We start from the raw sequence: 23,644 nt of genomic DNA on the forward strand, positions 1-23,644 counted from the left end.
ACGGTTAAGACGATTCCCTGGCAATTACCAGGAAATCGTCCTGTGTCACATTTTTTTGGCGGTTCAGCCGTTGAAGTAGTGTCCTTCTTCGAGGTCCGGGATCAGCGCGGGCTGCACCGGCCGCCATCCCAGGCGTTCCCGAGTCAGTGCGCTCGACGTCGGATTGTCGGCCGACGCGGCGAAGGAAAGCCAGCCGAAGTGGGCGTCTGCCTCTTCGCGGGAAATACTTACGACCGGCAGGTTCAGGTGGCGACCGATGATGCCGGCAATGTCGCGGAATGGCACACCCTCATCACCAACCCCGTGCAACCGTGACCCCGCCGGGGCGGCTTCCACCGCCAGCCGGAACAGGCGTGCCGCATCGAGGCGATGCACGGCCGGCCAGCGGTTGGACCCGTCTCCGATGTAGGCAGAGACGCCCTTGTCGCGAGCAATGCCGATCAGCGCTGGGACGAAGCCATGATCGCCCGGACCGTGCACCGACGGTGCGAGTCGGACGACCGATGATCGCACCCCGCGCTTAGCTAGCGCGATCGCCGCCTCCTCGGAGCGACGCGGCGTAACCGGGATCGGCTCGTCATCTTCCGTCCCGAGGCGTCCAGGCGTGAGCATGAGCGTCCCCGAGGTGACCACAAATGGTTTGTCGGAGCTCTCGAGCGCTGATCCGATCGCCTCGATCGCCTGTCTGTCGGTCTCGGCAGCGGCAGCAAAGTCCGAGAAGTCGTGAATGAAGGCCAGGTGAATGACGCCGTCCGCTGTTAGGGCGCCGCTGCGTAGGACGTCGAGGTCGTCGAGGGCGCCGCGGTGCACGTCGGCGCCAGCGGCCATCAAGGCTGCGGCGGCTGTGTCCGAGCGGGCAAGCCCGATAACCTGATGACCTGCCTCGATGAGATCGCGAACAACCGCAGATCCGATGAATCCAGTTGCTCCGGTAACAAAAACACGCATAATGAATTCCTCCCTAAAATGAAAATCATTACTTACATTTGCAATGATAAAGTATAGAGTGCACTCAATAGCAATATAGTTCGAATCAATGCTATAATAAAAAATATGGAAAACAAATTTTCGAGCAAACAAGTTTCTGAAGAGACGGGATTAAGCATTCACACATTGCGATACTATGAGCAAATTGGGTTAGTTGACGGTATAGAACGGGACGAAAATGGATATCGTCTGTATTCAGAGTCTGATATCGCATGGTTTCAAGTTTTAAGTTACTTTCGAACGATGGGGATGCCCATTCGGGAGATGCAGCAGTTTATCGCCTTGCAAAATATTGAGGTCTCTACAATAACAGCACGACGCGAATTTATGGAAGCCTATCGCCGGAAAGTTATCGATCAAATGAAGGAACTTGAAAAGACGCTAAAGAAAATCGATCTTAAAATCAATTTTTTCAAAAATCTAGAGGACTTAGATAAACTACAAGAGGACAGATAATAAAACAGCGATCCTAACGTGTTAAGATCTCCGTTGAGCATTAACAAAGATCTTAAACCATGTAGCTATCGGGTACGATAAAATAAACCGCCTTTTCAACGAAGGCGGTTTTCTTGTGGTCAAATATCAACATTAGAATTTAACATAGCCTTATTTTTTAAAAGCGCAATGGGGGTTGATCAAGGGAAATAAAGATCGTTATCCGGTTATTGCTCTAATTTTGTAAATAAGAAGAACCTGACGACATCCATCAGGTCCATCCCTTCAAAGCTGAGCTATTTAATTTGATATTGAGAAATCATCAATATTGATTCGATTGGCAGCCGTTCCTGATACATAAATTCTGAATCGGACGTTTCCGGAATAATTGACAGTGATCGTTTGCTGCGTCAGTGTCGATGTGCTTGCGTTTAGGCCGGTCACGTCAGTCCAAGTTGCTCCCTCATCCGTGGATTTTTGAAGCTTCCAGTTTGCTCCCGTATCGGCACTGAAATTCGCGTGGCTTAGTTTCACGGTTTTCGCTCCTGCCACGTCGAAGGTCATGGCGATAAAACCGCCGGATTGAATTCTCGCAGCTTTAGTACCGTTTTTACGGTCGGTGGTTAAAGTACCGAGAAGCGCGTTATCGAATCTCCAAGAACCGGACGACAATACGACATCGGCTGCGGCATATGCGGTTTTCGAGCCGGTCTCGAAGTTTTCGTTCAGAATGACGACCGGAGCAGCAGGATTGGCGGTTACGGTAAAGTTGTTGCTTGCCGTTCCGCCTCTGCCGTCGTTGGCCGTCACGGTAATCGTTGCCGTTCCTGCAGCTACCGGGCTGATGGTAAAGATCTTTCCGGCGACGGAAACAGTGGCGATTCCCGTATTGCTCGAAGTTGCAGTTAAGGTAAGAGCATCCCCGTCGGGATCGCTGAACGTATTTGTGGCATCGACGACTACATTCCCACCGCCAACGGTTGCCGTTTGGTTCGCAATCGGATTCACCACAACGGGCGCTTTGTTAGCAACGACTCCATCGTTCCAATCCCAGTTGAACACTTTTTCATAAAAAGCGCCGACATTCGCATTTTCTACGATGACTCCGGCTTCGCGATTGTTCTCTGGAGAATTTTGCGACCAGTTGATGCTGGAAACGAGCACCTTATTGCCGTCGGCGATGACGCCTTTGTTATGCACTTTCTCAACGTGCGTGGCCGTGAGGTTCATAAGCTTCGCCGACATATTAAGCTTTTCAACTGCCGCCGTATCGTTGATATATTTGACCGTAAACTGATTGTCGCGAGAGTCGGTCGGATCGAGGAAGGCACTGTCCAGAATGACGCGCACTTCAACGCCTCTGCGAGCTGCATTGATCACTTCTTCCAAATAGATGTCCGGCGTCGTCACAGGATCTCCGGTTGTTGCTGTGCCCCAATGCTTATGGATATAAAGCTGCTCAATATGAAGCGATTTCTGGGCATTGCGGATCGTGCCGATGATAGCTTTTTCCTTAAGGAATGTGGAATCCGGCGCGAATACAGGCGTTACGTTGAACGTTCCGGTAATCGTTTGGCTTGTGAACGGCACCGGATAGCTCCCAGCAGGATTGGATGTATCAGGTACAAATCCGGCCGTCGGCTCGCCGTAGGCGGTGCCAGGCGTATACGGGAAGCTGTCTTTAAAGTTTACGTTCCAATCATAGTTAAAAACATTCTGTACGTAGCTTGCAAAGCCGGCGTTGTTGATAATGATGCCCCAGCCGCGATTGCCGTAGGAATTCGTCGTCGGCGTTCCGGTGGATTTGAAGTTTTCGCTTTGAAGCATGGCTTTCGAGCCGTCAACGATTGTATATTTGGCATGGTCGAACCGGTACCTTTTGAAGCGCTGGTTCGCCGTATCATTGATGATAAACCGTACCTGTCCTCCGGCGTTTACGATTTGCTGGGCTACGTACTTGGTTTGATCGGTCAATCCGCCGACAGGTTGCCCTTCAAGGAAAACCCGAACTTTTACGCCCCGAGCCATCGCCTGCTTGATGGTATTCAGCAAATAGGTACTTTCAAACTCATAGATGTTCAAATCGATTGAGGTCGTCGCGCTGTTAAACAGATTGGTGACCGCGTTATAGCTGGAATCGGGCGACGTATACGTCGTGACATCTCCCGTATAAGTGAAGGTCGGAGTATCGAAGCGCGATTGGCCAGCTTGATATACGCGCAACCCGTTCCAGTCCGCCGCGCTATCCGTTTCTTCCCATAATCCCGTCGATTCGACGCGATCCCGAACCATAATAACACCCGCCGCTACGGTCGGAATCGGGGACCCGGTCCAGCAGGTGCAGGTTGCAGTAGTGCTCCCGTATAAAATCCCGTCTACGATGGTGCTCCCGTTCTTAAGCTGAACTTGACCTCCGGCATTGGCGAACACGGGAATGGTACCCGAAACTACCATTTGCGGAACTGCCGGATCGCTGTCGCTTCCGTATTCGAATGCAGGCGCGATTGTGACCATTTCGCTCTTGAAGCTGTTTGCCGTTTTGGTGACGTAGAGGGTTTGGCCCGCTGCGATCGAAGTTGGAGACGGGAATTTCACAGCGTTCGTGCCATTGGTGATGGCCCAGTTCGAGATATCGACGGCTGCTGCCGTCGGGTTCGATACGGCCACATACTCCTCGGGCTCACCCGACAAATTGGTGTCGTAATAAACCTCCGTGATCATTACGTGGTCGGTCGGACTTGCAAAACTGATCTTCGGCGATGGGAAGAACAACGATGCCAGCAATGCAGCAGACAAAAATAACTTCGTAAAATGTTTCATGATTTCCCTCCTTTTGGATAAACCCTTCATCAATGTAACAATCATTTATTCGGGAAATGTAAAAACAATATAAATGAATTTTGAATTTTACGTGTAGTGTAATGAAGGTTATGTAAAGGCAGCCAAAGGAATTCCACTTAATTGTGGGAACGGAGGATCTTCGGAGGCCTCACTGAAGTAACGGACAGTTTAACACAACTTCCAAGTAATGGAATCGTATAAAGTATAACGACGAGGAATGATGTTTAGCGCAGGAGGCGAGGTTAATGCTCTATATATTTAGTGGGTTACCAGGCACCGGGAAGTCCGCGTTATCATCAGCTTTGGCTAGAGAGTTACAGGCAACGTATCTCCGGGTCGATGTCGTAGAGCAGGCTTTGCGGTCTGCTGGAACATGGGTCGATGGACCTGCGGGTTACATCGTGTGTTATGCGATTGCATCGCAGAATCTCCGGTTGGGCCTTGACGTGGTAGCAGATACGGTTAATCCCATCCAAGTAACGCGCCAAGCTTGGCGCAACGTGGCGGAATCTCTTAAAACTCCGTTTGTGGAAATCGAAGTGGTCTGCTCGGACGATCGCGAACACAGGCATCGAATCAAAACGCGCGAAACCGATATTCCCGGCTTTGTTCTTCCCACGTGGGAGCAAGTCAGGAACCGACAGTACGATGTTTTGGACCGAGATCACATCGTCATTGACACAGCTCACCAAACTGTGGCCGAAAGCTTAAAAACGTTGTTTGAACGATTGGATCGAGAGCGTAGAAAATTTAGTTGATTCCGCTAAAGGGAACGAAAGCTCAATGAAAGACATTCCCAATTTGTATGCATGTCTGCCGATGAAACATCGTCAAACGTGCAAAAAAGGCCCTAGAATCCATTTACTTTCTGCTAACTTCGATGTTAGGGGGAAATGGAGAATCGGGGCCTTTCTGCTTTGGATAAGGTGAATAAGAGATTGTATACATATGTCTTTATAATGAAGCTTAATGTCGAAATATAGAAGATAGACATGCTAATTTATAGAATATATCTACTTAACGACCACGATGCATGCAGGGAGAAGATATTTCCTCTGATTTTTATATTATTTTCGACAAAAACCGTGGTTTTGTGAGAATTTTGGGAGAATGGTTTGATAGAATAGGGGGCGAATGACAATGAGTCTTGAATAAGAGGAGGTTCTGAGGATGAGGGCCGATGTAGGTATTTGAGCTTATTTGTTCTGCGGTTTGATTCATGGCTTACAAAACTCAACAGAGAATGGATGGTAAATTTTGAAACTTCAAATTAGTCAGCAGCTTGTCAAAAAGACTTTTTTAATCATGTTAGTGGTTTTGTTTTTCTCTTCCTACCTAGGTTTATTTGCACCCGTATCCGAGGCGTCGATCACTGGTCCTATAATCAGCACAATTAAATCAGGCGGCTATCAAGGGGTAACGGTAGACTCAAGCGGCAATCTTTATTACGTAAAATCAACAGATGCGACAAAAATTTATAAACTCACGACTGCAGGCGTGGAAAGCACCTTTGCTTCTTTGGGCTCGACAACCTATCAGCTTGTTATCGACGCTAACGATAATATTTATGCGGCGGCGACTGCAGGATTAAAAAAAGTAGATCCTTCAGGAACGGTCACGACAGTTACAGGTCCTACCAATTTGAGTTCGAATATGTCACTGGCTGTCGACGGCTCCGGCAATTTGTATTATAGCAACGGTTCATTAACCAGCTTGTACAAGGTAGACTCGCAAGGTAATGTTACGACATTAGCGACCGGCTTTTCACAGATTATGGGTGTTGCCGCGAATTCCGACGGCAATGTCTACGTATCTGAATATATGGAACAAGTAATTAAGAAAATCGACTCAAACGGGAATGTTACCGTCATAGCAGGAACTTCCAATACTAGCGGGTATTCGGGCGACGGCGGCCAAGCAAGCAATGCCAAGCTACACGGTCCGCACAACCTTGCTATCTTCGACGGTCAGCTTTACATCGCAGAATATGACAATTTTGTTGTTCGAAAGATCGATCTCACCACTGCCACTAAAAGCATCAATACTGTAGCGGGAACAGGCGTAACCGGCAATTCAGGTGACGGCGAGGCGGCGAGTGGCGCCAAGCTCGGAAATGTTTGGTCACTCAGTATAGATTCTTCAGGGAGTATATATGTCGCGACCAGTAACGGGTTAAGAGCTATGTATACATCAGGAGCACTCAGCGGTACCGTTCAAGACTTGACTAACAACCCGGTCAGTGGGGCGACGGTCACCATGACTGGCGGCTTTACGTCAACAACAGCCACAACGGATGCGTCGGGAAAATTTACTTTTAACGATGCTTTTCCGGGTTCAAAAACACTAAAGGTCACAGCCTCGGGATTTGCCGATGGTACTGCCACGGCAAGCGTTATGTCAGGTATGAGCCACAGCACCGGAACGATTCAGATCGGAGCCCATGTAACCGGTGTAACCTTGGATCAGACTTCGCTATCCTTGTCGGCAGGTGGAAGCACTGCCGTATTGACTGCGACGGTTGCTCCCGGCAGTGCCGGAAATAAGAGCGTGACGTGGACAAGTAGCAACTCTAGTGTTGCGACAGTAAACAACACCGGCATCGTCACGCCAGTGGCTGCAGGTACGGCAACTATTACTGCAACAACGGTTGAAGGAGGATATACGGCCTCGTCCATCGTCACAGTGAGCAGAATGCTTAACGCTCCAACTGGATTGACATTAGTAGCCGGTGATGGACAGGTGACGTTACATTGGTCGGCTTCGACTACGTCCGGAGTAGTCACTTATAACGTATATAAGGCAGCGGCTTCCGGCGCGTACGGGCCTACAGCGGAAGCAACTGTGAGCGGTGTTACATACAGCTACACGGCAACTGGATTGACGAACGGTACGACCTATTATTTCATCGTCAAAGCGAGATATGACGAAGGGATAAGCGGGAATTCCAATGAAAGCAGTACTAAGCCGGTTTCTAGCAAAGCTACCTTGAGCTCGCTGAATTTAAGCGGCATTACGCTCGATCAAACAGTAAGTGGAGATGTGTACGCCTACACTGCAACTGTACCTAACAATGTTTCTGTCACGACAGTTACCTATACGACTTCCGATAGCAATGCAACAGCGGAATTACAGTTCAATGGGGCTCCAGTTAATAATCCGATTAATCTGAGTGTGGGTTCAAATGTCATTAGCATTGTTATCACGGCACAAGCTGGAACTCCGACAACTTATACGGCCAATGTCACGCGGGCTTCTCAACCTTCTGGCAATGGTGATACTAAATTCGGTTCAACTAACACGAATCCGGCACCAGCACCGATCCCAACCCCGACCCCGACACCAACTCCAGCAATGGATGTGTTCAAGTCGGATATAGTAAAGGGTGATGCCAATGTTGTTAAGAACATTGAGACTCGGATTCAGGAGGCTAAAAGCAATCCAATTACAGTAACACTTTCGGATACGAAAGGCCACTGGGCTGAAAAGACTATTGATACTTTCATAAAGTTGCATGTTATTGAAGGTTATAATGATGGTACGTTCAAGCCGGATGATCAGATCACACGTGCTGAATTTGCAGTGATTCTGAGTCGCGTGTTCGATATACAAGGTGGTAACCCTACTAGCATCACGTTGAAGGACGTAGGCAGCCACTGGGCGAAAGACGCAATTGCGAACCTTGCAGAGGCAGGGGTAATCAGCGGGTACGAGGACGGTACGTTCAAGCCGGATAACACGATCACCCGCGAGGAAATGGTTATCCTTTTATCCCGCATCGTAGACATTAACAACGTATCGAAGGACACCACCAAAGGGAATTTCGATGATCTAAAGGGTTCTTATGCAGCAAACGAGATTAAAGCTGAAGCACAAGCTGGTATCATCAACGGCAAAGCAGATGGAAAGTTTGATGCCAAGAGCAACTCCACACGTGCAGAAGCTCTGCAGATCATCCTGAATGCGCTGAAGCTCAACCCGCAGGTGAAGACGCTGTTGGATTCACTTAACTAATACCATTTCTTCTCCGAATAAAAGGGACAAGTGTATGCTGCACTTGGCTCTTTTATTTTTAAAATAGTAATTAAAATCTAGTTATCCAATCCCACAAAAAACATATGAAAAAAACACCCAAATTAGTACATATGTCCTGCTGGGCATTGAGCTAACGGGCAGTTTGATGGAACTTGATTGGAATCATAATAAAAAAATATTGGACTGTTCGTTCCTGAAATATTATACTGTTGCTACAGAGAGGGGGAATTAACCATCGGACGTACAAAAGAGTTTGACAAGGAGCGCGTACTTCATAAGGCAATGTTAGTTTTTTGGGAAAAAGGTTACGAAGCGACAAGCATACCGGATTTATTAAAAGCAATGGGATTAAGCAGATCAAGCTTGTACGAAACATTTGTGGACAAACAGACGCTTTATGTTGAGGCAATACACCATTACAAAAAAATAGGGCAAAATAAAAGAAATCTCTTAGTAAATGCGCCGTCTGCGAAAGTTGGAATCCGACAGTATTTTGATCAGCACATTACTTCCGCATTTGATGAGAATTTGCCAAAAGGATGCTTGATAACCAATGCAACCATTGGCATGGATTCACCAGATGAACAACTACGTGAATTGGTACGTGATCGATTTGAGGTATTGGAACAGTCTTTTTATGAACTTTTACATAAAGGACAGCAGACAGGAGAAATAGACCCCAAAAAAGATATAAAAGTGCTATCGCATTTATTGCTTAACCTCAATCATAGTATAAATGTAATATCCAAAGTAAAAAGTGACAAGGAAGTCGTTCATAACATGATTAATACTGTGATTGAGATGCTGTAGCATTTTTTTTTAATATTACCGGAACGATCGTTCCGAAAAACTTATCTTCTAAAACTATTGTAAAGGAGCTTGCTATGAGTCTAAGCGCAAACCAAAAAGTTGAGAGACCTGTTTCATCTTGGATCACCCTCCTTCTGGCAATTTCGTGCGGTGTAATCGCAGCTAATCTCTATTATGCGCAGCCCTTGGTGGGACCCATCAGTTCAACAATCGGGTTATCTGCAGAGACTGCAGGGCTTGTCGTCACACTTACCCAGATTGGATACGGTATCGGCTTATTATTTATCGTACCCTTGGGAGACATTCTTGAAAACCGACGGCTGGTAGTGGCATCATTGCTCTTCACTGCAGTCGCTTTGACGATTGCGGCAGTAGTGGAAAATGCAGCGCTATTCCTCATAGCTTCACTGTTTATTGGGATAGGATCAGTCGCAGCTCAGGTGCTGGTACCTTATGCAGCTCATCTATCGCCTGATGCCTCGCGCGGACGTGCAGTTGGTAATGTCATGAGCGGTCTGTTACTCGGTATCATGCTTGCACGGCCTGTATCGAGTTTGGTGGCAGATCTCTTGGGCTGGCACGCTGTATTCTTCTTGTCTGCCGCGACGACCTTTGTTCTGGCACTCTTATTAGCAAAGGCACTGCCTCCAAGGAAGCCGTTGGTAAATGTACAATACCTAACCCTTATGGGCTCCATGTGGCATTTACTCCGAACGACTCCGATCCTGCGCCGTCGAGCGATCTATCACGCTTGTATGTTTGGGACATTTAGCTTGTTCTGGACAACTGTTCCTTTGTTATTGAGTAGCCCCACATTTTATTTTTCTCAAAAAGAGATTGCATTGTTCGCACTGGTCGGGGTATCTGGGGCGGTTGCTGCGCCCGTGGCGGGACGTTTTGCGGATAAAGGTTGGATTCGACCTGCCACAGGATTAGCGCTAGCTATTGTTATCATTTCTATATTGCTTCCCCTGATGATTCAAGGCGGTTCAACAGCTGCAGTTGCCATCCTAGTCATTGCAGCGATCCTTTTAGACATGGGGGTTTCTGCTAATCTGGTCCTTGGACAGCGAGTCATCTTCTCATTAGGGGCAGAGTTACGAAGCCGATTAAATGGATTATACATGGCCATTTTTTTTCTTGGCGGTGCTATAGGGTCATCCTTAGGTGGGTGGGCATATGCTTTAGGTGGCTGGAATGCAACGTTGTGGATTGGAATAGCTTTTCCGATTATCGCGATGATTTATTATACGACTGAGAAAAATTAATATAATTATAAATTATTGAAGTAACGGGCAGTTATGCGTGGTGCTATGTTGAACTTTGTTGGGGGATTTATTATTTATTTCTATATTATGATAAGATTGCAAAGAGGGAATAAGTGGGAATAAGTTAAGATGGCAATTAAACAAAAAGTCCCCAGTAAAGTAACACTACAAAATGGAGTGTTAAGATATGAATTCTCATGAATCATTTTTAAGGCAGATTCAGCTGAAGAGACAGAGTGTCCCCTCCTACAATTACTATCCTTTTCATCTAGGGGTAATTAAAAATCTCAATAAGCTTGATTTCCACCCCAAGGTAACCTATATAGTTGGTGAAAATGGAATGGGAAAATCAACGCTAATGGAGTCAATTGCTGTAGCGTGGGGGTTTAATCCTGAGGGTGGGACTATTAATTTTTCATTTTCGACTCGATCTACTCATTCTAACTTGCATGAATTTATTCAATTGATAAAAGGTCCTCATCGACCAAAAGATGGTTTCTTCTTTAGAGCTGAAAGTTACTATAATCTTGCTACAAATATTGATGACCTCGATAGTCAATTTTCTTCCGGTCGTCCAATTAAAGATTCTTACGGTGGGAAGTCATTACATGAGCAGTCACATGGTGAGTCGTTTTTTTCAACATTCGTCCACCGTTTTGGAGGCAAAGGATTATATATTTTAGATGAACCTGAGGCTGCATTGTCCCCACTCCGTCAAATGGCGATGCTTGCTCGAATTCATGAGTTAGTTCAACAAAATTCACAATTTATCATTTCAACTCACTCCCCAATCCTTATGGCATATCCGGATTCGATTATATATAATCTGAAACCAGATGGAATTGAAATTAGGTCTTTGGAGGAAACGGATCATTACGTGATTATGAGGCAGTTTCTAAATAACAAAGACAATATGCTCAAGAAGTTATTTGAAAATCAAGCAAAGGACGAATAAAAGAAATTTACGTGTGTGAGTACCGCTATAGCATAATGAGAACAGGCTGCCGGCAACAAATCGGCAGCCTGTTCAACTATTGGGTAGGTTAATTAAGCAAATAGATAGAATTTGTGTTAGATAAGACATATTGACCCAGAGGACTGTAGAGCAATTTTGAGGTAGCATCAGATTGGTGGGGCAACAATTATTCAAGTGACTTGTTCTCAAAGTGGTATATCCATCACTTTCGGGATGCTTGCTTTTTAGCAGCGGTTAGAACCCATACCCAAGTTCCCTCCCAATGCCTAAACGTATGGGTTTAGACAAGACCTGAGGGACAGCCTCTGTTTTTTTACATTTTCTTTACATATTCATCACAATTTTATCATGATCATCTAGTATGGTGAGGAGGAACGATTTGCCCAAATGAATAGAAGTAGACGGAGGTTTCAAACCAATGAGGAAGTACAGTTCACTCAAGAGTACCACGATCATCGCAGTCGTTACCGCGATAACCGTCACCATAGCTGGATGCAGCACAGCTGCAACAACCACAGCTAAACCAGGGGCAAACGGTCGTTCGGGAGTACGTCAAATGACGGTAGAAACGCAGCCTGTCAAATTGTCGGACATTGGCGGCGGACAAGTATTTACGGGTTCGATTACACCGGCGTTCACAACAAATCTTTCATCGAAAGCCAGTGGACGAATAACGTCCTTGGATGTGAATGTAGGGGACCGCGTACAAGTAGGGCAAGCATTGGCGCATATTGACACTACGACATTGCAGCAATCCGTTGAGCAATCGAAGGTCGATGTAGCGGTAAGCCAAGCACAGTATAGTAAAGCGGTTAATGAACAAGCCAACAGTGTGACAGCTGCTCAAAAATCGCTGGCCGTTCAACAAGCGGCTTACGAGAAAACAATTACTGACCAAAAAAATGCAGTCGCGATCGCACAAGCGCAGCTCAATAATGCAATAGCTTCACAACAAAATGCCATCGAGAACGCGAAACAAGGAGTTTCCAACGCGCAAGCCAGCTTCAGCAAAGCTCAATCAGATGCGGCTACTGCCGTGACTGTTGCGCAAACAAACCTGAACTCCCAGTTGGATGGCTTGCTTACTACGCAAAACAACAATATAGATACATTTCAGTTAAATGTCCAGCAAGCCGTTGCTGCGTATAATACGGCTACAGATAAAACGGCTGCAATGGCCAAATTGCAGAGCGCGCAGCTTGCCTTGCAGCAAGCACAGCAATCTCAATATAAAGATACGCAATCTGCCCAGCAATCGCTGACGAACTTGCAGAATGCGTTGTTGACAGCACAAAGCTCGCAGAGTGTGCAGGTTGCCCAGGAGTCCTTGAACGCAGCGCTATTATCGCTGGCTAGCACACAAGGAACAGCTGCGGCTCAGATCGAGTTAAGCCGGACGCAGTTCGCACAGTCGCAAACCACACAGGATATTTCCAAAAATAGTGCGGACGCTTTGCTGGATCAGTCCAAACAGTCTCTAAAGTCGGCGCAATCTACGGATGCTTTGCAGGTCAGCGCTGCTCAGCTGGAGCAATCGCAGACGAAACTTAAAGTATTAAGCGAGCAATTGCAGGACGGTGTGCTGACTAGCCCGATCGATGGTATTGTAAGCAGTGTTCTAGTGCCAGTCGGTCAAAATACTGGTCAATCCGCCGTGATGTCGATTTCCTCTATGGATCCGGTTATCGCGACGGTGAACGTATCCGAAGCATCGGTGGGTAAATTCAAAGCGGGTTTACCGATGTCAGTCAAAGTGCCTACGTTGAATAAATCGTTTGAAGGCACAGTCTACATAGTTCATCCGACGATGGATGCTACATCGAAATCGTATTTGGTCGACATTCAGCTGAAAGATGACAATCACGAGTTATTGCCAGGCATGTTCGCGGAATCGTCTTTGAAAAGCGAAGGCAAACAATCCATCGTCATACCTGCAGATGCTGTTCTTAGCCAGCCAAGCGGCAATGCCGTATTCATTGTGAAGGATGGCAAAGCCTCCAAGGTACTTGTGAAAGTCGGCGTAATGACGAGCGCTTCCTTCGAAATTACAAGCGGATTGAACGTTGGCGACGAACTTGTCGTGAAAGGCCAGGAGCTCCTTTCCGATAACGTGCCGGTCCAAATTGGCCAACCAGGGCAAGAGGGCGGCGCGAATGGTGCAGGCAAAGGAACCGGACAAGGCGGGAAAGGCGGACAGGGCCAAGGACAAGGCACTCAAAGCGGGAAAACCGGCCAAGGTCAAGGACAGAGCCAAGGCGGTCAAGGAAAATACGGCGGTCAAGGCGGCAAAGCAAAATCCGGGGGCCAAGAACAAGGGAGTGAACAGGGCGGCGCAAAACCGAGTCCAAGCGGAGCTGATGCAGCCACTTCGAAAGCGGGGGCTGGACAGTGAAATTAGCTAATTTCTCGGTTCATCGTCCAGTCACCATTTTCATGATGATGATTGCACTTGTCATAGTGGGAGCTATCGCAGTTCCTCTTTTACCAGTCGATCTATATCCGAACCTTGAAATACCTTCGGCTACGGTTTCTGTTTCATGGAGCGGCGCTTCCCCAGGCCAGATTGAGCAGCAAATTACGAAACCGATTGAAAATGCGATGGCGACAGTTGCTGGCGTAACGAGCATAAGCTCGAATTCCCGGACAGGTTCGAGCAATGTGACGCTGCAATTTAACTATGGCACGAATATTGATCAAGCGACTTTAACGATGCGCGATAAATTGGATAGGGTACGCAGACAGTTGCCTACCGATGCCGATGCCCCTGTTGTTTCCAGGGTTGACCCGAACAGTACGCCAATTATGACACTGGCGCTTTATGGGAAAACCGATCTAGTGACACTTCGCAACTTAGCGGACAACATCGTCTCACCCGATGTTCAGAGGGCGGATGGCGTAGCATCGGTTGGTGTCACCGGCGGACGTGTGCGACAAATTCAAATTTTGGTGGAACCGAGCCGACTGCAGCAATACAATATTTCTTTCAGTACGCTTGTTTCTGCGCTAGGCAATGATAACTCCTCCACCGACGCAGGGCTTGTTAACAAAGGCAAACAACTTGTGCCGCTGCACATTGATGGTGAATTTAAATCCACCGCAGATATCGGCAAAGTTCAAATCCAGCTCGGCAAGGGCCAAACGATTGCGTTAAGCGAGCTGGGGCAAATTATCGACACGTATCAAGATGTCACGTTGGAAGCGCGTAAAGACGGTGAATCCAGCGTCAGTCTTTCGGTGCTCAAACAATCGGACGGCAACACGGTCTCTGTTTCGAGCAATATTCAGAAATCGCTGCAATCGATTGAATCCAAATTGCCAGAGGGCGTTCATATCGCCGTACTAAACGATTCAGCCAAGTTTATTCGCGATTCCTTGAACACGGTTATTGAACATACGCTGCTGGGCGGCGTGTTTTCCGTCATCATCCTGCTCTTCTTCTTGCGCAGCATGAGAGCGACGCTCATTATCGGTTTAGTTATCCCGATTTCCATCATTAGCACGTTCAGCATGATGTACTTCGGTCATCAAACGATTAATACGATCACCTTAGGCGGTTTGGCGCTGGGTCTTGGATCTCTCGTCGATTTTGCGGTCGTCGTACTGGAAAGTATTTTCCGCAAAAGGCACGAAGGGCTTTCTCCGGAGGAAGCTGCCAAGGTAGGTACAGCAGAAGTAGGTACGGCGGTCATGGCTTCAGCGCTCGCTCAAATTGCGGTATTTCTGCCGACTGCCTTTATTAGCGGCTTGGTTAAGCAATTTTTCTGGCCGATGGCGCTCGTCGTCTGTTTTTCCCATATTGCAGCATGGTTCGCTGCTGTAACACTAGTTCCTATGCTTGCCGCCAAGCTTCTGCGTGGCAAAGTGGATGAAGAACTGCCAACAGGCAGATCGTATAATCCCTTTATTTGGTTCGGCAGAGCGTTAAACCGTTTAACAGACGCGTATGGACGGCTGCTTCGTTGGTCGATGCTCCATCGGTGGGTGATTATCTCGATAACCGTGCTGCTATTTGCAGCAAGTGTGTATGCTGTCCGGATTGTGGGGAATGAGCTTACGCCTAAAACGGACCAAGGCCAAGTGAATTTAAATATTAACCTGCCGCAGGGGACCGATTTTGAAGTCACGAATCAAGTAGCCTCAACGCTCGAGACGAGATTAAAAGATGTGAAGGAAATCGACTCCGTCTTTACATCTGTTGGCTCTTCCGGAGGTGGTGCATTTCAATCCTCGGCAACGAATACGGCCAGTATTCAAATCAGATTGAAGCCGCTAAGCGAAAGAAACAAGAGCACGGATCAGGTCGCTGAACAAATCCGCGGACTTACAACCGGTTTTGCCGGTGCGCAAATCGGGGTTAGCATCCCTTCCGGTGTTAGGCTTCCAGGTCTGGGCGGAGGCGGGAATTTTGGCGGCGGAGACATTCAGGTCGATCTTTCAGGTCCCGATTTAACCGTTCTGCAAAAATTGGGTGATTTGGTAGCCCAAGAAATCACCTCAGTAGACGGCACGCGAAACGTACAGAATACGTTGGATCGTTCGATCCCGCAATTCAATTTAACGATTGATCGGGATGCGGCTGCTCATTATGGGGTTTCCCTGAGAGATGTCATGACAGCTTTGCGCACCGCTTATCAGGGTAGTGTCGCTACGCAATTTAAAACAGCCAGTGCACAAATTTCGGTTCTCGTGAAGTATCCGAACGATTTTACGAATAAGCTTGAAAATTTTAACAATATTACGATTAATACAGCTGCCGGGGCTGTAATTCCCATTAGTCAAATCGCAAAGGTTGAGCCAGGCACAGGTCCTGCACAAATTCGCAGACAAGACCAGAATCGGGTAGCAACGGTTCAAGCCTCTGTATTTGGCGCTTCGGTCGGGGAAGTATCGGCATTAGTGAAACAGAAGATCGATGCCATTCAACCGCCTGATGGCTATCAGGTCAAGATGGGCGGTCAGCAAACAAGCCAGAACGATTCGTTTAAAAGCTTGTACTTGATCCTGATTCTATCAGTCGTATTGGTTTACATGGTTATGGCAAGTCAGTTTGAATCGTTATATGGTCCTTTTATTATCATGTTCTCCTTGCCGCCGACGTTCATTGGGGCGATATTGGGACTTGTAGTAACAGGCCGGACTATTAATATGAATTCAATCATCGGGATGATTATGCTGGTCGGTATCGTCGTGAATAATGCGATTGTATTAATTGACTACACGAATCAACTTCGAGCCAAGGGAATGCCGCTATTCGATGCGCTGATTGAAGCGGGCAAGGTGCGTTTGCGCCCAATTCTTATGACGACAGCAACGACAGTGCTTGCGATGCTGCCGCTTGTTATCGGCTATGGAGAGGGAGCGGAGACGCAGGCCTCGATGGCGACGGTCGTCGCTTTTGGCTTAACCTTGTCCACTCTCGTAACGTTAGTGTTGATTCCTGTTGTTTATACGTTGCTTGACGGTTGGATGATCGGGATCAAGAAAAGGTTCACACGTAAACCGGCTTCCACTCAGGAATCGGGCACTACAGCCTAATGGCTGGAGAAAACTTAATGCTTACGAAGTCAGCTTTCCTAAAGGAAAGCTCAGTTAATGCTTACGAAGTTAGTTTTCCTTAAGGAAAACTCTAAGGAGAAGGCTCATGAAAACAGTGAAACGTAACATTTCCTTCTGGTTGTTGGGGCTTATGCTGCTTAGCGCTTTTACGGCTTTCTCAGGTGTTCCTGAGAAGGCGTGGGCCGAAGCAAGCGTACCACTCGCTGGAACGGTCGATATTCAGCCTTCATCCATCCTGCAAATTAGTGGAGGGAAAGGCTTCACCGTTCTTCTGAAAAAAGACGGAACCGTCTGGACATGGGGGGATAATCTCCGAGGCAAGCTGGGCGGGGGATTGAACAGCAGGAATCAGCCAACCGCTATAAACGGATTGACGAATATTAAAGCCATTGCGGTAGGGCAATCTCATTCACTTGCTTTGAAAGATGACGGAACGGTCTGGGCGTGGGGAGAAAATACGTTTGGTCAGTTGGGCGACGGAACGACAGTGGATCGGAATTCACCGGTTCAAGTTGCCGATTTGACACATGTAACAGCGATCTCAGCGGGCAATTACCACTCCGTGGCCATCAAAGATGACGGCACGGCTTGGAGCTGGGGGGATAATACGTATGGTCAGCTTGGTGACAGTACCAGTGATTCCAAGACGAAACCGGTTCAAGTTAAAGGGAACATCGAGTCCGTCAAAGCTATAGCAGCAGGTGCCTACCATACGCTTGCAATCGACCAGGATGGTGTTGTTTGGGCGTGGGGGGACAACTATTTTGGCGAGTTAGGTTATGGATATGATCAAAATAGGCTGAATACGCCGATCATGGTGACGAGTTCTTATTGGCATATTACACAAATTGCCGCAGGATATGACTATTCCATGGCGCTCAAAGAAGACGGCACGGTATTGACATGGGGACTCATGGTATCCGATCCTAGCTCGATGTACAATGCTTCGATGAATACGAGTTCGCAGGAACAAACGCTGCCACTCCTTGTGACAGGGTTAGAGAACGTAACCCAAATCTCGGCAGGGGCTTCCCATGCCGTTGCCTTGAAGAAAGATGGCAGTGTGTATGCTTGGGGGGATAACGCTTCAGGCCAATTAGGGGTCGGAACAGCTTACGATGGACGCACCTGGAATCAGACGTTTCCGGATCATGTCGATGGCCTGCCTGAGATTGCTCATATAGGAACGGGAACGAATTTTTCTTTTGCCATAGGGAAAGATGACAGTCTTTGGGCTTGGGGGAATAACAGCTACAACCAGTTGGGCGACAAAACGTTGACGAATCAGCCTTCTCCTGTTCAAACCCAAGTGAATGAATGGCTAAATCCGCCGGCCGTTAAGCCTGGAGAAGGTACGGTAATTATAAAAAGCCCCAAAACGCTTCCTCTTTCAACTGGGGAAAACGATACATTTGCCATTAAAAACAATCGTCTATATGGTTGGGGAAGCAACACCTTCGGGCAGTTGGGCGTCGGTTCCAATTCCTCCCAAACGGCGCCGCAGCAAGTGAACGTTGACCAAGCGGCAGCTGTAGAAGCCGGTGATGCTCATACGGTTGCTGTCAAACAAGACGGGACGCTTTGGACATGGGGGCAAAACTTTTTTGGTCAGTTGGGTGACGGAACGACGAATGCCAGGACAACACCTGCTCAAGTTCCTTCCTTGACAGGCGTTGTTGCCGTAGCAGCTGGAAGCAATCATACTGTGGCTCTCCTGAATAACGGCTCTGTTTGGAGCTTTGGCGACAATACGTACGGGCAGCTTGGGCATGATCGCACGGCTGCGACGAATCAAATTGTGCAATTGTCCGATATCGTCGCTGTAGCTGCTGGTTCTAACTTCAGCTTAGCGCTGCAAAATACAGGTAAAATCTGGGCTTGGGGAGATAATACGAGCGGACAACTGGGAGATGGCACCGTGGCCAGCAAACAGCAGCCCGTTGAAATCAACGGTGTTACAGGCGTTACAGCAATCGCTGCCGGGAAGAACTTTGCCCTCGCTCTAAAAGAAGACGGAACCGTTTGGTCGTGGGGATATAACGCCTTCGGCGAACTGGGAGACGGTACGACAGCAACACGAACGAAACCCGTTCAAATAAGCAGTCTACTGAAAGTTAAAACGATTGCTGCCGGTTCCTACCACAGCCTAGCGATTCAAAGCGACGGTACGGTGTGGGCTTGGGGACAGAACTTATTTGGCCAATTAGGCGATGGTTCGAAAACCAATCAAAGCAAACCCGAACAAGTAAAAGGGTTAGGAAATGCAGAGTATGCAGCCGCTGGCGGGTCGCATAGTATGGTTATGTTAAAAGACGGGACGATATGGACATGGGGCGGCAATCACACGGGGCAGCTCGGCGATCATACACTAACGAATCGGAATGCGCCGAGCCTGCTAACGGGTTTTAGTGCCGGCTTTAAAGATCTGGACGGACACTGGGCTAAAGATTCCATACTTCAAGCAGCGGAGAAAGGTTATGTGGATGGCTATCGGGATGGCAGCTTTCTTCCCGATCAAGCTATCAGCAGGGCCGAATTCCTTAAGCTGGCCGTTACGGCTATGAGAACGCCGGTTGCAGCTGCTACCTCCGAACAAGTATGGTCACAACCGTATGTGGATGTTCTGCAAAAGGCGGGTATTTTGCAATCGGGCGATCTTCAAACAGGGTGGGATCTACCTATTACTCGTCAGGAAATTGCAACAGTAGCGCTGCGTATCCTAAGCTCTGAATTGCAAAAACCGAATGCGGTCATGAGCCCGGATTTCGTGATGCTCGGAGCCGTAAACAAAGGTATTCTTCAAGGCTTAAGCGCCGGGAATCTAGCGCCAACCGAAGCCACGACCAGGGCGCAAGCGGTTATCGTGATTGAGCGGATTTTGAAAACGCAGCAGGGCATCTCACTTCCTGTGGACCCGTTAGCCGTGGAACAAGCAAAACAGCATGCTGGCAGCAAGCCCTAGAGCAGTAGGGAAGTGAATAGTATGAAAGTGTGACGTAGAAACATTACTTCCCCGTGTAAAGGGGCTGTCCCATAATGGGAGAGCGGAAAGAGCCAGTACCATACTTCAAACAAAGAAGCCGCCAACCCATTGTCGAAGTGGGAAGGAGGCTTTTTTGTTCGTGCATTTACCTGTACGGTATATTTATAACATAATCGATTCTTTGGAATCGAGAACAGATAACCTTATTCCACGTTGTTGTGCACTTGTGTGAAGTCTTTTTAACAAATCCGAAGTCGCTCAATGGAAAAAAACTTCATGAGACTGGCTAAATTTCGAAGGGAAATGATAAAGCAGATCAATGACAAGATGAGTGTCGTCAATTTCAACTTTGATGCCTGCCCAAGGTAGTTTAGTAACTTTCATTTTTAACCATCCTTTTGTTTTGGAATAGTTTTCTGTTAATCGGGCATCCCAGTATTCATCAAAAAATGTAAAATACTATTTATTCCATCAAACTCTGCTATATAATAGTATTAAAGAAAGGGTTCCATTGATCTATTACGCCAATATACGATCCGGCGGCAAACTTCAGTAGGATTTCCTCCATCGTCTCGGTCAGCGCGACCGTTGTGCACTTGCGAAAGTTGTCACTAATGCGAATATCTAACACCACCCTGCTTGATTTTTTCTGACTAACTCTATAATCAAATGAAGATGGAAATCAAGCCATACGGTTACTTTCTTTTATCCTAGAGTTAGGAGTTGAGGAGCCCATTGAGTATCAAATATATAGCCCATGTGCGAAAAAATGCGGACGGCAGTTGGGCAGAGCCGCATGATTTGGCCAATCATTCTGAAGGAACGGCAAACAGAGCCGAATATTTCGCTTCTAAATTACAGTCCCAACAATGGGCTAAAGCCGCAGGATGGGGGCATGATGCAGGCAAAGGTCGACCGGAATGGCTCACTTATTTGAAGTTGAAGAGCGGTTACGATCTAGAAGCGCATCTCGAAGGTAAAACCGGAAAAATTCCTCATGCCATTCATGGAGCGGAATTGGTTGAGCAAATATATGGAAAGGGCATCGGTCGCTTGCTTGCCTATTGCATTGCCGGTCATCATACCGGGTTACCGGATTGGTCTAGCGTTGAAGGGGCCGGACAAGCCTCGTTGCAATATAGAAAATCGCAAGTCAACGATCTGGATTTTGAACAGATCGATCCCTCGTTGATTGCAAAGCTGCAAGAGTATAAGCCACTGCGACCGCCTTGGAAGTTCAAGGGCGGACTAGACATGTCGCTCTGGATTCGAATGTTATTCTCCTGTTTGATAGATGCTGATTATTTGGATACGGAATTCTATATGAATCAAGCAAAGGCAGTGATCAGAGGAGGGTATCTTTCCATTGCAGAACTGAAGGAACGACTCCAACTGCATAACGAGGCATTGGCCAAGAAAGCTGACCCTATCCGTGTGAATGTCATCCGCAGTGAAATTCTTCAGAAATGTATCCAAGCTGCACGGGGAGCACAAGGCATCTATTCGTTGACAGTGCCGACCGGAGGCGGCAAAACGTTGAGTGGGCTGACCTTCGCCCTGGAGCACGCTTTCGCGCACGGACTTCATCGAGTGATTTATGTCAGCTCTTACACGAGCATCCTCGAACAAAATGCGGAGGTGTTCCGTAAGGTTGTAGGTGAAGATCAAGTCGTTGAACATCATTCTCATGTAATGGAAGATGAAATGGACGTTAAGATCAGGTTGGCGACGGAGAATTGGGATGCACCGCTGATCGTGACGACATCGGTACAACTTTTCGAATCGTTGTTTGCGGCGAAACCAGGCCGTTGCCGGAAGTTACATAATATCGCAAACTCCGTCATTGTCCTGGATGAGGTGCAACTGCTTCCGCCGGCATTTTTGGCACCTATACTGGAAACGCTTCAATTGCTCGTTGATCGTTATAATGTAAGCATTGTCCTTTCGACCGCAACGCAGCCGGCCTTGAAAGAGCGAAGGATGGACGGTCAACTGTTCAAAGGGCTAAAGGAAGTGAAGGAAATTGTCGGGACAGACGAGCAGGTTCGATCGCTCTATGACTCGCTTATACGCACGGAAATACAATTTCCGTGCGATCCACATGCTGTTGAAAGATGGGAAGAAATTGCTGAGCAGTTGATGCAATTCGATCAAGTGTTGTGTATTGTTTCCGATCGAAAAAGCTGTCGCGAACTACATGAGCAACTGCCAGCAGGCACCTATCATTTGTCGGCTTTAATGTGCGGACAGCATCGTAGTGACAAGATCCAGGAGATTAAGGAGAAGCTTGAGCAGAATCTTAAACGGAAGCTCGAGAATTGTCTGCCTGTAAGAGTAATCAGCACGCAGCTAGTGGAAGCCGGCGTGGATTTGGATTTCCCGGTCGTCTACCGGGCATTTGCGGGATTGGATTCCATCCTGCAAGCAGCTGGCCGATGCAATAGGAATGGCAGGCTGCTGCCTGAACTAGGCAAAGTCGTCGTATTCCATCCGCCCAGACCGGCTCCGAATGGGATTTTACGCAAGGCGGCGGAGACAACAAGAAGCATTTTGTATGTGACAACCTCTGATTCTGTCACAAATCCCGCCATTTTCGAAAAGTACTTTGAAGAATTGTATTGGAGAGCGCACTCGTTAGACGAAAAAGAAATCGTTCGGCTGCTTGATCCCCAGCGCAATGATCCGAAGGAGTGCAGCATCTTTTTCCGGACGGCGGCGGAAAAATTCGAACTTATTGATAACAGCAATCAAAGAACAATCTTGGTTCCATACCGAGATGGACGATCCTTGCTCGATAAGCTGAGATGGAGCGGCCCTAATCGCCAACTCATGCGAAAGCTTCAACGGTATACGGTAACCGTGTATAAGCAAGAATTTGAGGCATTGCTGAAGCAGGGGGCAGTTGAAGAAATTTGGTCTAATGTCTTCGCTCTAGCTTCTGATAATCATTACTCCGAAGAAATAGGAATACGGATTGAGCCATCAGCTTCATTGTAAGGGTCAAAAGAGGAGGGGTTAATTTGCAGAGTTGGTGTTTGGAGGTGTGGGGTGAGTACGCTTGCTTTACTCGCCCGGAGATGAAAGCGGAACGAGTAAGCTACGACATAATAACGCCTTCGGCTGCGCGGGCGATATTTGAAGCCGTCCTGTGGAAACCGGCGATACGCTGGCATATCACCAAGATTGAAGTATTGAATCCAATTAAGTGGATCAGTGTACGCAGAAATGAACTGGATAAGAAAGCAGCTATCCCGACAGCCAGACAAATGGCGGGCATGCCTGGGCCGCCAATGGGCATGGTGGTAAGCGAGAGAATTCAACGTGCGGGGCTATTTTTAAAGGACACGCGTTACCGAATCCACGGGTATTTTGACTTCATCCCCCCGGAGGCGCGCGCAAGGAATCGTCCACACGGGCAGGAGCATTGGGCAGACGCGCAGGAACGCGCAGAGATCGTCAGACTGGACGAGAATCCAGCCAAGTACGCGGCAATGTTCGAGAGACGGGCGCGGAAGGGGCAATGCTTCCACCGACCGTACCTTGGCTGCAGGGAGTTTGCCTGCGATTTTCGGCTAATTATAAATCCGGAACAAGAGCCGGCGCAGCCCATACAAGAGACAAGAGATTTAGGTTTTATGCTGTACGATATGGGTTTTGAGTATGACCATACTGACCCATCACCGTTATTTTTTCGAGCATATATGAAGAATGGCATTGTAAGTACCGACCGCCGGGAAATTGAGGTGAGAGGATGAT

General features: G+C 47.7%; 13 protein-coding genes. 11 read left to right on the forward strand and 2 right to left on the reverse strand.

Features of this window, described 5'->3' with window-relative positions:
- Positions 1-63: 63 nt before the first annotated feature.
- The gene (locus ABRS97_RS05295; RefSeq protein ID WP_367811853.1) at positions 64-948 is read right to left on the reverse strand and encodes an SDR family oxidoreductase; all 885 of its coding nucleotides are present in this window, start codon (positions 946-948) and stop codon (positions 64-66) included.
- 105 nt (positions 949-1,053) lie between these two features.
- On the opposite strand from ABRS97_RS05295, the gene ABRS97_RS05300 reads away from it, so the two are divergent.
- Positions 1,054-1,443 (forward strand): MerR family transcriptional regulator, encoded by a 390-nt coding sequence (locus ABRS97_RS05300; RefSeq protein ID WP_367811854.1) that lies wholly within the window; start codon positions 1,054-1,056, stop codon positions 1,441-1,443.
- 279 nt (positions 1,444-1,722) lie between these two features.
- Here the strand turns inward: ABRS97_RS05300 and ABRS97_RS05305 are convergent, their stop codons facing one another.
- Positions 1,723-4,242, reverse strand: coding sequence for a phospholipase D-like domain-containing protein (locus ABRS97_RS05305; RefSeq protein WP_367811855.1), 2,520 nt, complete (start codon positions 4,240-4,242; stop codon positions 1,723-1,725).
- Positions 4,243-4,508: 266 nt separating this feature from the next.
- On the opposite strand from ABRS97_RS05305, the gene ABRS97_RS05310 reads away from it, so the two are divergent.
- From ABRS97_RS05310 to cas5c, 10 genes are all read left to right on the forward strand, one after another.
- Positions 4,509-5,021 carry a P-loop nucleotide/nucleoside kinase family protein gene (locus ABRS97_RS05310; RefSeq protein ID WP_367811856.1) on the forward strand — a complete coding sequence of 171 codons (513 nt, stop codon included), beginning with the start codon at positions 4,509-4,511 and terminating at the stop codon, positions 5,019-5,021.
- A 499-nt stretch (positions 5,022-5,520) separates the two neighbouring features.
- Positions 5,521-8,274 (forward strand): S-layer homology domain-containing protein, encoded by a 2,754-nt coding sequence (locus ABRS97_RS05315; protein WP_367811857.1) that lies wholly within the window; start codon positions 5,521-5,523, stop codon positions 8,272-8,274.
- A gap of 303 nt (positions 8,275-8,577) precedes the next feature.
- Positions 8,578-9,105: a TetR/AcrR family transcriptional regulator gene (locus tag ABRS97_RS05320; protein ID WP_367811858.1), complete on the forward strand. Its 528-nt coding sequence runs from the start codon at positions 8,578-8,580 to the stop codon at positions 9,103-9,105.
- A gap of 74 nt (positions 9,106-9,179) precedes the next feature.
- The gene (locus tag ABRS97_RS05325; protein WP_367811859.1) at positions 9,180-10,373 is read left to right on the forward strand and encodes an MFS transporter; all 1,194 of its coding nucleotides are present in this window, start codon (positions 9,180-9,182) and stop codon (positions 10,371-10,373) included.
- 187 nt (positions 10,374-10,560) lie between these two features.
- The gene (locus ABRS97_RS05330) at positions 10,561-11,328 is read left to right on the forward strand and encodes an AAA family ATPase (protein ID WP_367811860.1); all 768 of its coding nucleotides are present in this window, start codon (positions 10,561-10,563) and stop codon (positions 11,326-11,328) included.
- A gap of 439 nt (positions 11,329-11,767) precedes the next feature.
- Positions 11,768-13,741 carry an efflux RND transporter periplasmic adaptor subunit gene (locus ABRS97_RS05335; RefSeq protein ID WP_367811861.1) on the forward strand — a complete coding sequence of 658 codons (1,974 nt, stop codon included), beginning with the start codon at positions 11,768-11,770 and terminating at the stop codon, positions 13,739-13,741.
- On the forward strand, positions 13,738-16,884 hold the full coding sequence (locus ABRS97_RS05340; RefSeq protein ID WP_367811862.1) for an efflux RND transporter permease subunit: 3,147 nt from the start codon (positions 13,738-13,740) through the stop codon (positions 16,882-16,884). Before ABRS97_RS05335 ends, ABRS97_RS05340 begins: the two co-directional genes overlap by 4 nt.
- Before the next feature lie 106 nt (positions 16,885-16,990).
- The gene (locus tag ABRS97_RS05345; RefSeq protein WP_367811863.1) at positions 16,991-19,867 is read left to right on the forward strand and encodes an RCC1 domain-containing protein; all 2,877 of its coding nucleotides are present in this window, start codon (positions 16,991-16,993) and stop codon (positions 19,865-19,867) included.
- A gap of 756 nt (positions 19,868-20,623) precedes the next feature.
- On the forward strand, positions 20,624-22,885 hold the full coding sequence (locus tag ABRS97_RS05350) for a CRISPR-associated endonuclease Cas3'' (protein ID WP_367811864.1): 2,262 nt from the start codon (positions 20,624-20,626) through the stop codon (positions 22,883-22,885).
- 23 nt (positions 22,886-22,908) lie between these two features.
- Positions 22,909-23,643 carry a type I-C CRISPR-associated protein Cas5c gene (gene cas5c, locus ABRS97_RS05355; protein ID WP_367811865.1) on the forward strand — a complete coding sequence of 245 codons (735 nt, stop codon included), beginning with the start codon at positions 22,909-22,911 and terminating at the stop codon, positions 23,641-23,643.
- The last annotated feature ends 1 nt before the right edge of the window (position 23,644 follow it).

Origin of the sequence: Paenibacillus tabacirhizosphaerae (assembly GCF_040812395.1) — a bacterium.
In the GTDB taxonomy this organism is placed as follows: Bacteria; Bacillota; Bacilli; order Paenibacillales; family NBRC-103111; genus Paenibacillus_E.